Genomic DNA, 11,943 nt, shown 5'->3' with positions numbered 1-11,943 from the left:
TCAACGGACGATGACCTACTCTCATGAGAGCAGCGGAGCGCCGCCCGGGTCCTCGTAAAGCTTTTAATACCAACCCCGAGCCAGAGATGGTGCGGGCGGTTCGACGCTTCGATTTTTTTATGGCAGTTATTCATCATCAATGAAAATCCCGCGACCGAATTCTTACCTCCTTGCTGGCTTCCCCTAACCCATCTATCCGCTGAGCGATGACATGAACCACATCGTTATCCCAGGCTTTTTCAATCAAACCGGTTACCAATACCAACTGCTCGGTGGTCAGTGCTTTGATGTATTGCTGGGCCTGCTGCAACCAGATAATGACGTTGATGTTTCCGGTGTCGTCTTCGAGCGTCACAAAGGTCACCCCGGCCTTGGTTTTGGGGCGTTGTCGGTTAACCACCAGGCCAAGCACACGGATGGGCAGGCGTACCCGGTCTGGCTGGTTCATCCCCAGCCGTTTCGATAACCCCGCAATTCGACGTTGTTCAGCCTGCATCATGGGCAGCAAATCGCTGGCGGGTATGGTCTGAGGTATGGCGTTGTCTTCCCGTAATAGGGTGATCAGGTGTCGTCCCAGAGTCAGTCCCTGGCTGTGATAATCTTCAATCAGGTTGTCGAGTTCGTTCGGCGCTGGCAACTGGCTTTGTTGATCGGCTGCCGGTTCGAACGCATCGGTCAGCAGTGGTGTTTGTAGTCGCAATGCCGAGCTTTCCCAGCGTGCCTGGTAGCGATTTTGACTGAGGTCGGCGAAGGCGCCTGCTGATGCCAACAAGTCGAGATCGGTTGTGCTGATGCCGGGCAGTTGCTCCAGTTCCTTGATGCGCCTGAAACCGTGTTTGGGTCTATGCCTGATCAGGTTGCTGGCACTGTTTTGAGTGAAGCCTTTTATACGGCAAAAACCCAATCGAATGGCGGTGTCATTGTTGTGCCATTCCAACTGGTTTTCCCAGTCACTGTGATTAATGTCAACCGGCAGAACCGTTTTGCCATGGCGCTGAAGATCCTGCACAAGCTGTGAGGCTGTATAAAACCCCATGGGCAAACTGTTCAGGAGAGCACAGCAAAATTCAGCCGGGTAGTGGCATTTGAGCCAGGACGAGAAGTAGGCAATCAGCGCAAACCCGGCCGCATGGGATTCGGGAAAGCCATATTCACCAAAGCCTTCAATCTGGCGATTGATGCGCTGAATAAATTCATCGGGGTAACCGTTTTCGTGCATGCGTTCGGTCAGTTTTGAACGCAATTTATTAATGTGTCCGCTCTGTTTCCAGCTGGCCATAGAGCGCCTTAAATCGTTTGCTTCATCGGAACTGAAACCGGCAGCGACCATAGCCAATGCAATGATCTGTTCCTGAAAGATGGGCACGCCCAGAGTGCGCTCCAGTACCGGGCGTAACGCTTCATTCGGATAATGTACGGCTTCTTTACCGATGCGCCGCTTAAGGTAGGGGTGCACCATGTCGCCATGAATTGGCCCGGGTCTCACGATCGCTACTTGCACCACCAGGTCGTAATAGCAGTTGGGTTTCAGGCGTGGCAGCATGTTCATTTGGGCGCGTGATTCAATCTGAAATACACCAACCGTATCGGCCTGTTGAATCATTGCGAAGGTGGCGGCATCGTCGCGCGGGATATGCTGTAACTTGAGGTTCTTGCCATGGTGCTGGCGAATCAGATCCAGGGTGCGGCGTACAGCACTGAGCATGCCGAGTGCGAGAATATCGACCTTCATCAGCCCCACCGTTTCCAGGTCGTCTTTATCCCACTGAATCACGGTGCGGTCGGGCATGGCCGCGTTCTCAATCGGGACCAGATCGGCCACGACGCCTTCGGTAATGATAAAACCACCGACATGCTGTGACAGGTGACGGGGGAACCCCAATATGCCTTCCAGCAAATGTTTGAACACGCCAATCTGATGTTCGGATAGCCCCATGCCGTCCGAAATGATTTCCTCGATCCAGTTTCTACTGCGATAGCGCCAGCCATAGTTGGCAATTTTCTGATCCAGCTGACTGATGTTTAACCCCATGGCGCGGCCAATGTCGCGCAACGCACTTTTGCGCCGGTAGCTGATAACGGTGGCGGCAAGTGCAGCGCGCTTGCGCCCGTATTTTTGATAGATGTACTGGATGACTTCTTCGCGCCGCTGATGTTCAAAATCGACATCAATGTCCGGCGGGTCGTCGCGTCCTTTGGATATGAACCGGTCGAATAGCAAAGAGGCCTGTTTGGGGTTCACTTCGGTGATGCCCAGGCAATAGCAGACGACCGAGTTCGCTGCTGAGCCACGCCCCTGACACAGAATGTTTTGCGATCGGGCAAAGCGCACAATGTCGTAAACGGTCAGAAAATAGTGCTCGTATTCTTTCTCGCGAATCATTGCCAGTTCGCGCTCAATAGTGGCGTCGATCTCGGGTGTGCTGCCTTCGGGAAAGCGCCGGGCAACACCCTGGCGCACCAGCAACCGTAAATACTGTTCGGCGGTGTACTGGCCGGGAAGGATGTCTTTCGGGTAACGGTAACGCAGAGCATCGAGTGTGAAGTCGCAACGGTCGGCAATGCGCAGGGTTTCCTGCATCAGTTCAGCGCCGTAGAGGCTGTGCAGTTTATTGGCTGAGCGCAGGTGGTTCTCTGCATTGGAAAACAGGTAAGGCAGGGCGTCGGTCAGGGTGGTGTTGAAACGGATGGCGGTCAGGGCATCCTGCAAATCTTTGCGTTCGGGTGTGTGCATGTGCACGTTGTTGGCGCAGGCAGCGGGCAGGTTGTGTTGCCTGGCCAGGTCTCGGGCGTGAGTGGCAAGCTCGAAACTGTTTTCGGTCAGCAGGTTCTCCACCAGCACCCAGCAGCGGTGCTGAAAACAATCGGCGTAATAGGCCAGCTGTTCGTCATCATCACTGCGCCCCCGGGGTGACCAGAGGCACAAACAGTCATCGAGGTTCAGTGTGAAATCCTGTCGGGTTAGCCGGTATTCGCCCTTGTCGCACCGTCGCCGGGCCCGGGTGATCAGATGGCACAGCTGGCTGTAGGCGGTTTCGGTGGGGGCGAGCAGAATGACTACCTGTCCGTCGAGGCGAAATTCGGCACCGATGATCAGTTTAATGGGCAGCTTCTGGTCTCTGACCAGGCGCCAGGCTTTGACCACGCCGGCGACCGAGCATTCGTCGGTAATGGCCAGGGCCTGGTAGCCCAGTTCGACCGCGCGCAGTACCAGTTCCTGCGGGTGAGAGGCACCGCGCAGAAAACTGTGATTGCTCAGACAATGCAATTCGGCGTAGGGCAGTGAGTCGGTCATGGGTTATCCGAAAAAGCCGGCCAGGCTCCAGTGGCCATCGTCGTGACGGGCGAGCCAGACGGCCTGCTGGTGGTGTGGATGCCAGGCGCGAAAATAGTCGCGCCGGTATGGGGCCGGTTGTGCCCAGCGACCCATAACAATGCGTTCGGGCCCGCTCAGTAGCTGAAATTGCTGCGGCGCGACCCGTTGCTCGGTATCCGGCACCAGCAGTGGCTGGAACCGGGGGCGTGACGATTCCGGGCGCCTAGTGTGATCAACCGCCGGGGTTAGCCGGGTGGCGTATTCCGGCCTGGGATCGTTGGTGGTTGTCAGGGTGTGCACCTGGTGGTGACCAAGCCGTGACACCAGTAGCGACAGCAGGCGGTCGGCATCGGCTTGCGGGTAGGCGGTGCCGAGCAGGTCACCGCTGGGCATGGGGTCGGTGCGAAAGCGCCGCGCTCTCAGGTGCAGCGAGAGCACGGGTTCCGGTAAGAACAGCCGGTCGAGCTGCAGGTTGATCAGGCTGAGCCACTCCTGGGCGCTGCGTGAGCCCTGTACCGCCTGAATGCGCAAGCGGGTAGGCGGCTGGTTACGGTGAGTGAGGCGCAAGTAGAGGCTGTCGGCCAGACATTGGCGCGCTTTGAGGTAGTCTTCCAGGTTGGTCAGCAGGCGCTTGACCGGGAACAGCAGGCTGGCGCTGTGCTCGGCCTCGTGGCTCAGTTCCAGGCGTTCGTCGAAATGCGGGGGGATGTCGAAGCGGTGGCCCAGGGTGTCGGGGGTTTCCAGAGCCGAGAGCCGCTGCAACAGGGTCGGGCCGAAACGATAGCCGAGTTCGGCCCGGGGTAGCGGGCGAATATCGGCATAGCAGTGCAAGCCCATGGATTTCAGCCGGGCGGCGTCTTTGGTGTCGAGGCCTAGCCGGTCGATGGCCATGGGGTCGAGTGCGCTGATCAGTTGTTGCCGGTCGCTGCTGACGAGCGGCTGGTCGTTGATGGCCAACACCTGAGCGGCCTGGGCGGTGTGCCCACAGGCCCAGCGATAGTGAAAACCACTGTGATCCAGGCGCTTTTGCAGGTTGCCGACCAGGGCATCCAGCCCCTGATACAGGCGCAACATGGAGCCGATTTCGAGACTGAGACCCGAGGGCGGGCACAGCCGGATATCGGCGCAGGCCTGATACAGCAACAGCGCCAGACGTTGCAGTTGCTCCTGTTCGGCCAGCGCATCGTACTGGGTGGTTTCGACGTCGCTCAGCAGACAATAGGCAGTGGCGGTGTTCATGCCGGGTCGCACACCCAGGGCCGTCGCTGCGCCATTGCATTGCTCAATGCCGGACCGGGCGTTGAGCAGCAATTGCGGCGTGGCGCTCTCCAGGGTGCCAAACCGGGCTTGCAAGGCAAGCCGGGGAAAGTCGATGTACAACCAGAGTCGGGTGTCAGCCATGGTGTTGGACTCTGTCGGGCTGCAGCGGCACGGTCACTGCCAGGTTGTGCAGTGGCCAGCCCGCGCGGCGTTTGAGAATGTGCAGCTGCACCCGGTCGGCCTGCTCGGCGCACACCTGAAGTCGCAGGGCAGCGATGGACGCACGATCGCGCCAGCGTTCTGGGCGCAGCAGAAACACCGGCAGCCGGTTGCTCTCGGCAGCCAGTTGCAGGCGGCGCATGTGGGCGTTGTCGAGCCGGTCGACCCAGGCCACCACAGCCTGGCAGCCGCCGGTGGTCAGGCAGCGCTCAAGGCTCCACAGCAGGTCGTCCTGGCGCGGGGCCTGGCACAGCAACAGCCGGGATAAATCGATCCCCCAGTGGGCCAGTCCCGGGGCATGGGGCCGGTAAGGCGGGTTGAACCAGGCCTGCCATAGCTGGCCCGTCTGGCTGAGTGTGGCCAGGTAAGGCATCAGCAGTCTCAGTTCGCCCTGGCCAGGCCGGGCGTAGAGAATTTCGGTGACGGCCCCGAGCGGCCACCCACCGCCGGGCAGCTCGGCATCCAGTGCCGAGTAGCCGCTGGGAGCGGCATGAATGCGGGCCATGCGCCAGTCGCTGGCGGACCAAAGCCGACCGCTTCGGGTCAGATCGTTCAGCAATGACATGATGAAAGTGCTCAATAAGCTGTATGGATATACAGTATAATCAGCCGCGATCAGGATGCCAGTGGTTGATTCGTAATGATCTGTATCGGTGCTTTTGTAGGGCAGTCCTTGGGTCATCACAGGTGGTTGACCCTGAGCGAATGTCTAAGCCATCAACCCCGAGGCCAGCAGACTCAGGCCCGACCCCATCAGCAGGGCAAACGCCAGACGGCGCATCCAGAGTTCCGGGAGGGGAGGTCCGAAGCGTTTGCCAATGAGCGTGCCCAGAATGACCAGTGGCAGGCCCAGTGCACAGATCAGCAGAACGTTCATTGCGTCTTGCAGAAAGGGTAACGCCAGGGCGATGCGAATCACTGAGGTGGCGAAAAAGGTCATCAGCAGGGTTAGGCGAATGCTGAGCAGTGGCAGGGGTTGGCGATACATCAGAAACGCCAGCGGCGGGCCGTAGGTGGCGAACAGGCCGCCGAGCAAGCCGGCGATGGCGCCTGCTGTGGCAAAGGCGAAACGACCGTTTACGTCGGCCCGGGGTTTGGGTTTGAGCATCATCAGCAGGCAACTGATGACCAGGGTAATGCCGAGCAGCAGTTGCAGCAGGCTGAGGCTGCTTTGACTGAAGTGGTTGAGCAGCCATAAGCCCAGGCCGGTTAACGGGATGGCCGTTGCCAGCATGGCGATGACCGCCGGGCGGTGTACATGCTGGGTGTGACCGCGCAGGGCGATGCCGGTGTTGGCCAGGCTCAGGGTGCTGGTTGCGAACGCCAGAAAGGCGAGGTCGGCCAGGCCAAGAACCGAGCTCAGGCCCATGACGATCAGGCCGAAGGCAAAGCCGGTGACGGTTTGAATGTAACTGCCCAGAAAAAACAGGCCCAGCAGCAGGGCAGCGTTGGTGATGTCCATGCGGCAAGTTTACGGGGTTTGAGTGGCTGCGGCGAGGTGGAATGGTGCGGTCCGAACCCAGGGGAAGGGCCGGACCGGGGGTGTTACAGTTCGTCGATCAGGGATTTGACATCGGTGTGCTGGGCAATTACCTGTTCGAGCGCTGCGGGGCTGATCAGCTGATACAGGCGGTTGTCTTTTTCGATGGTACCTTGTATGTAGCCGCCGGCCATGTTGGTGTCGGCGTCTTCCATGGCAAAGTATTGCACCCCTTCAACCTTGGTAACGGCCATGCCAACCCGAGTTTCCGACAGGTCGAGCACGAGCAGAAAGCTGGGCTCGGTGATTTGGCCGTACCCGGTCATCTGCTGTACATCAATAACGGCCAGGGTTTCGCCGCGCAGGCTGACCAGCCCCATGACGCCCAGGGCATCACTGGGGACAGGATGCAAAGGCTGCCACGGAACCACTTCTTTGATCAGGGTGGCCGGGAATGCCAGCGGCTCGGTATCAAGCTGAACTACTACCCACATTTCGTTCGACATCGACATTCGACGGGCTCCTATGCCTTACTGCGCGGATGCAGTCCGCATTCAATCAGATTAGTCATGCCCCGGTGGCCTTGCAAGCGGGCTGGCGGGGTAAGCATTGTTCAGGTTATCGACCGGCAATGCCAATAGTTAAATCGCAGACAAGTCAGCATGACTTTGCTAGCCTTGTCCGCCGCCTCAAACATAGACCACGCATGCGCTTTTCCGACACCGACTTCACAGACGAGCAACAACGCATCATCGCCCACCCCGGTGGACATGCGCGTATTGTGGCGGTGGCCGGGTCGGGCAAGACGGCGACGCTGACGGCTTACGTCAGCCGCCGCATTCGCGAGGGGCTGTCGCCGCGGCGTCTGTTGGTGCTGATGTACAATAAAACCGCACAGCGGGATTTCGCTCGTCGTCTGACTGAACAGAACCCGGCGGGAACGCGCTTGCCGGAAGTGCGGACTTTCCATTCGCTCGGTTATCGCATTTATCAGCGCCTGGTTCAGGATGGTGACTTGCCGCCGTTTGACCGGACACTGTTGTCCGATGCCCAGGTAGAGCCGCTGGTCTGGCGTATTCTGCGGGAGTTGGCCGATGATGATCAGGCCGAAGACATTCTGACCCGTAAAAAGAAATGGGTCGAACCGGCACTTTCTTATTTTGAACTGGTAAAAAGCAGTTTGAACCCGCCCGAGGTGGTGTTTGAACAAAGCCACCTGCCTGCCCAGTGCCGGATTTTCATTGAAGCCTTTGAGCGCTTCGAGCAGTGGCGTCAGTCAGAGCGACGTGTCACCTTCAGCGATCTGCTATACGACCCGGTGCGTTGCCTGAACAGTCGGCCCGAGTTGGCCGAGCGGTTTGGTGGTCATATGCAGGAAATTCTGGTGGATGAGTACCAGGACATTAACCCCATTCAGCAGCGGTTGCTTGAGATCGTGCACGGCGGGCGCGGCCAAGTGATGGTGGTGGGGGATCCGGACCAGACCATCTATGAGTTTCGTGGTTCGGAACCGACGCTGTTGACCGAAGGTTTTACCGAGCAATTCGAGGCGGTGCACGACTACGAACTGAGCTGGACCTTTCGGTATGGCCACCACCTGAGCCTGCTGGCCAACCATCTGATCGGCGCCGGGCATTCGCATCCGGATAGCCGGACTCTGTGCTACTCCCATGTCATCACTCCGCCCACCCGGGTGGAGCAGGTGCGCAGTGACGACGGCGCCAGCACGGCGCTGGGGTTGATTCAGCAGATTCGCCAGCAGCGTCCGCTGAGCGACGTCGCGGTGTTGAACCGCCTGTGGGCGAACAGTGCCCGGCTTGAGTTGCTGCTGATGGCGGCTGATGTTCCCTACCATCTGGATCACCATCAGACGGTGTTGGAGCGGTTTGAACTGCGCCCCTTCTGGGTGCTGTTTGATCTGGCCAGCGGCGATTTCAGCCGCTATGACCCGGACCGGCGGCGCCAGGCGTGGCAAACGCTGCTGACCCAGCCTTATCTGAAAATCCGCAAGGCGATCATTGATGATCTGGTCAAACGGCTGGCCCCGGTGGCGGTGGATGTCGCCCGGCATCTGCGCAATGCCATTCCCGAGTCGCTGTCGGGGTACCAGGCTGATCAGTTGATGGAACGGGCGCGGTTGCTGCAAAAGGCGGAGGAGGCAAAAGTCAGTGCCTCTGAATTGCTCAGTGGCTGGATTCGCGGAACGGAGTATTACGCGGCGCTGAAAGAGTCGGCGTTTTCTGCCCAGCAGGTGGATGATCAGGTTGCGACGGTGAAAGCCTTTGCCCAGTTTGTTGCGGCGCAGGACTGGCCCGCTGCTGAGGCCTCGCCGCGTTTGCGCCAGTGGCAGCAGCACCAGAGCGGGCAGAATGCTTCCGGCCAGTCGCAACGGGGCGTGCACATAACCTCCATTCACAAAGCCAAGGGGCGCGAATGGCCGATCGTGATTCTGCCCGAGGTCAATGCCCGGTTTTACCCTTACCATCCCGAAGGTGACCTGACCCGGCCGACCTCGGAAGACAGTGAGCGACGCTTGCTTTATGTGGCGATGACGCGGGCCCGTGAACACCTGGTACTGCTAACCCCGGCCGACCGCAGCGAACACCCGGATAGCCCTTTTGTTAACGAACTGCGCTGGCTGGGGTCGACCGACCTGGCGCACGCCCTGAATGACGGCAGTACCGACCTGACCCTGAACGATGCGATGGACACGCACATGGTCAGCCGGTACCTGAATGCGGTAGGCGCTGCCCTTCGCGTTCACTGGGAGGCAGCACCGCGACCGATTGACGCGGTTGCCGGTGCTGTCGACGATGACGCCCCGCCCGATGCCCGGCGCGTGCGGCATCAGCAATGGGGCGTCGGCCGGGTGGTGCAGCAGGACCCACAGCGACTACGTATCCGCTTTGTACGCAATGGCCAGGAGCGAACCTTCGACCGGGCAACGGTCGAGCCTTTTCTGGAGTGGTTGTAGGGGATTGAGCGACGCGGGACATTGAAGGACGGGGGCCATTGAGGGATGAAACACAGTAAAAGACGCAAGACATGAACACCACAGTCCATCCGTAGAGCGCTGGTGTGCGTACAACTGAGCAACCAATCAACGGAGCTCTTTTGTGTGGAAACTTATTGCAAGCACAGCGCTTGTCGCGCTGCTAACGGGGTGCGCTAGTGTGACCGTCGCAACCTATGAAGACGCCGATCTGGTGTTCGACCCGATTGATTTTTTTAACGGCCCCCTGGTTGCGGAAGGCGTCGTGCGGGGCCGCAACGGCGAGGTTAGCCGCTATTTTAACGCGACCATCGACGCCCGCTGGGATGAAGCTGGTGGTGTGCTCGATGAGGTCTTCATCTGGAGCGATGGCGAACGCCAGACCCGGGTCTGGAATTTTGAACGTGTTGGTGAGCAGCATTATCGCGGCACGGCAGGGGATGTGGTCAAGCCGGCTGAGATGCGCTTTGCCGGTAATGCGGTGAACATGAAATACGTGTTGGCGGTGCCAATGGCGAATGGCAATACCATTAACGTCACCATGGACGACTGGTTGTACCAGGTAAATGACAAGACGCTGATTAATGTAACCCAGATGAGCAAGTTCGGCATTCGGGTGGGCGAGGTTGTGTTGACCATGCGCAAGCTCTGAGTCCGGACAATGCTGTGATAAAGGCCCTTCGGGGCCTTTTTTGGTTGAACGCCGCGCAGGAAAATACCCCCGACATTTAAGACGCGCCCCGCTATACTGGCGCCACTATTTTCTACCTGGAGTGAGCTCTATGTTGTTAGCCTGGTTGGCTGTTATCGCCGGACTGGCCTTACTGGTCTGGAGTGCCGACAAGTTTGTTGAGGGCGCCTCGGTTACCGCCAAATACGCGGGTATGTCACCGTTGCTGATCGGCATGGTGATTATTGGTTTTGGCACTTCGGCACCGGAAATGGTGGTCTCAGCCATCGCTTCGTTGCAAGGAAACCCCGGCCTGGCACTGGGTAACGCCTATGGGTCGAACATCACCAACATTGGCCTGGTTATAGGCCTGGTCGCGGTCATAGCGCCGATTCGGGTGCAATCGCGAATTCTAACCAAAGAGCTGCCATTATTGCTCGGCGTGACGCTTCTGGGGGGTTACCAGCTACTGGACGGTGAACTGAGCCGGCTGGATGCCTATATTCTGTTGCTGGTGTTTTTCGGCATCATGGGCTGGTCGATTCTGCAGGGGCGGCAGAAACCGGCTGACACACTCGAAGCGGAATACCTGAAAGAGATCGACTCACATCCGATGAGCTTGTCCAGAGCCATCACCTGGCTGATTGTTGGTCTTGTATTGCTGGTGATCAGTTCGCGTCTGCTGGTCTGGGGTGCTGTGATCATCGCCCAGAGCTTTGGCGTCAGTGATCTGATTATTGGGTTGACGGTCGTGGCAATTGGTACCTCGCTACCGGAACTGGCGTCTTCGCTGGTGGCGATTAAGAAGAACGAACATGAACTGGCTCTGGGTAACGTGTTGGGTTCAGGCCTGTTCAACACGCTGGCGGTCGTCGGCATTGCTGCCGGTATTCACCCGTTGGCGGTTGATCCGGAGGTACTGTACCGCGACTGGGTAGTGATGGCGGCGCTGACCATAGTGCTGCTGATCATGGGTATCGGTCTGCGCGGCCGCCAGGGGCGCATTAACCGGGTTGAAGGCGGCATGCTATTGCTGGCGTACGCCGGCTACACCGGCTACCTGATTTCGGTGGTGTTAAGTTAATCACATAACGGATGAGAAACCGTGGTGAGTCGTGGTAACGGGAATTACCATGCTCACCGCCCGGGGCGAGGATCGCTTCGGGTCATTCAACTCATGACCAACAAGGAAGACAACCATGTCCTCTGTACCTGCCCGCCGTTTACCCGTTTTTGCATTAATCACCGATAGCCTTCGTTACAGCGTCAGCCATGCCCGGGCCTTGCTGATCCTGGCACTGCCCTTTCTGGTGGTGCAGTATGGGCTGCTGCAATTCACCAAGCCCACCACTGAATACCTTCCCGTTCTTAGTTGGCAATACTGGGTTGTGGTTGGTGTTGCCTTATTGGCGGGTGTCGTAGTTGCCGTCAGTGTTCACCGTCAATTTCTGCAGTCTCCTGATCGGCAGATGCCGCTTCGTTGGGGGAAAGCTGAAACGCGCTATGCCTGGGGGTTGCTTAAACTGACCCTGGTCATGATTGTACCCTCCGTCCTGTATGCTCTGGTCCTTGTTGGTATTCTTGCCGCCGTTTTCTCAAACTGGAATATCGAGTCTTTCGGCGTTGAACAGCCGTTGCTGGCGCTGCCGCTTATCTGGTTAATGATGCTGCCTATGTTGTATTTGTGGGCCCGAATGACACTGATTTTGCCGTCGGCGGCCATCAGCCAGCAGCCTTCGGTCACTCTGTCCGGTTCAATGGCATTAACCAAAGGTAACGGCTGGCGAATGGTGGCCGTGACTGTGGCGCCCCTGCTGGCATTTGGAATGCTGGATATTTTGATTCAAATGAGTCTGCCAACCGTCGTTTACTGGTGGCTTCAGCCGCTCATTGTCAGTGTGAACACGGTGCTGGGTGTTGTTCTGGTGTCGGTGTCTTTCAAGCAGTTGTATGAAGAGCGTCAACTGAATGCTGAATCTGATGAGAACGGAGTGGTAGCTGCCTAA

9 protein-coding genes are annotated in these 11,943 nt (G+C 58.4%); 4 read left to right on the top strand and 5 right to left on the bottom strand.

What is annotated here, in order from left to right; all coding sequences use genetic code 11:
• Positions 1-136: 136 nt before the first annotated feature.
• The 5 genes from ACHUE7_RS19035 to ACHUE7_RS19015 form a co-directional block, all read right to left on the bottom strand.
• Positions 137-3,295 carry an error-prone DNA polymerase gene (locus tag ACHUE7_RS19035; protein ID WP_394171464.1) on the bottom strand — a complete coding sequence of 1,053 codons (3,159 nt, stop codon included), beginning with the start codon at positions 3,293-3,295 and terminating at the stop codon, positions 137-139.
• Positions 3,296-3,298: 3 nt separating this feature from the next.
• The gene (locus tag ACHUE7_RS19030) at positions 3,299-4,717 is read right to left on the bottom strand and encodes a Y-family DNA polymerase (protein WP_394171463.1); all 1,419 of its coding nucleotides are present in this window, start codon (positions 4,715-4,717) and stop codon (positions 3,299-3,301) included.
• Complete coding sequence (gene imuA / locus ACHUE7_RS19025) at positions 4,710-5,360, bottom strand: translesion DNA synthesis-associated protein ImuA (RefSeq protein WP_394171462.1); 651 nt, start codon at positions 5,358-5,360, stop codon at positions 4,710-4,712. Before imuA ends, ACHUE7_RS19030 begins: the two co-directional genes overlap by 8 nt.
• Positions 5,361-5,504: 144 nt before the next feature.
• Positions 5,505-6,257, bottom strand: coding sequence for a TSUP family transporter (locus tag ACHUE7_RS19020; RefSeq protein ID WP_394171461.1), 753 nt, complete (start codon positions 6,255-6,257; stop codon positions 5,505-5,507).
• 83 nt (positions 6,258-6,340) lie between these two features.
• Positions 6,341-6,787 carry a chemotaxis protein CheW gene (locus ACHUE7_RS19015; protein WP_348476712.1) on the bottom strand — a complete coding sequence of 149 codons (447 nt, stop codon included), beginning with the start codon at positions 6,785-6,787 and terminating at the stop codon, positions 6,341-6,343.
• Between the two features lie 194 nt (positions 6,788-6,981).
• Between ACHUE7_RS19015 and ACHUE7_RS19010 the strand changes: the two genes are divergently transcribed.
• The 4 genes from ACHUE7_RS19010 (at position 6,982) to ACHUE7_RS18995 (ending at position 11,943) form a co-directional block, all read left to right on the top strand.
• Positions 6,982-9,249 (top strand): ATP-dependent helicase, encoded by a 2,268-nt coding sequence (locus ACHUE7_RS19010; RefSeq protein ID WP_394171460.1) that lies wholly within the window; start codon positions 6,982-6,984, stop codon positions 9,247-9,249.
• Between the two features lie 142 nt (positions 9,250-9,391).
• The gene (locus ACHUE7_RS19005) at positions 9,392-9,919 is read left to right on the top strand and encodes a DUF3833 domain-containing protein (RefSeq protein WP_394171459.1); all 528 of its coding nucleotides are present in this window, start codon (positions 9,392-9,394) and stop codon (positions 9,917-9,919) included.
• A gap of 130 nt (positions 9,920-10,049) precedes the next feature.
• Positions 10,050-11,021: a calcium/sodium antiporter gene (locus ACHUE7_RS19000; protein WP_394171458.1), complete on the top strand. Its 972-nt coding sequence runs from the start codon at positions 10,050-10,052 to the stop codon at positions 11,019-11,021.
• A 115-nt stretch (positions 11,022-11,136) separates the two neighbouring features.
• On the top strand, positions 11,137-11,943 hold the full coding sequence (locus tag ACHUE7_RS18995) for a hypothetical protein (protein WP_394171457.1): 807 nt from the start codon (positions 11,137-11,139) through the stop codon (positions 11,941-11,943).

The sequence above is a fragment of the Saccharospirillum alexandrii genome, from assembly GCF_043641555.1.
Taxonomy (GTDB): domain Bacteria; phylum Pseudomonadota; class Gammaproteobacteria; order Pseudomonadales; family Natronospirillaceae; genus Saccharospirillum; species Saccharospirillum alexandrii_A.
Note: the sequence above shows the minus strand (reverse complement) of the source record. Positions and strands in the feature narration are given on the sequence as shown.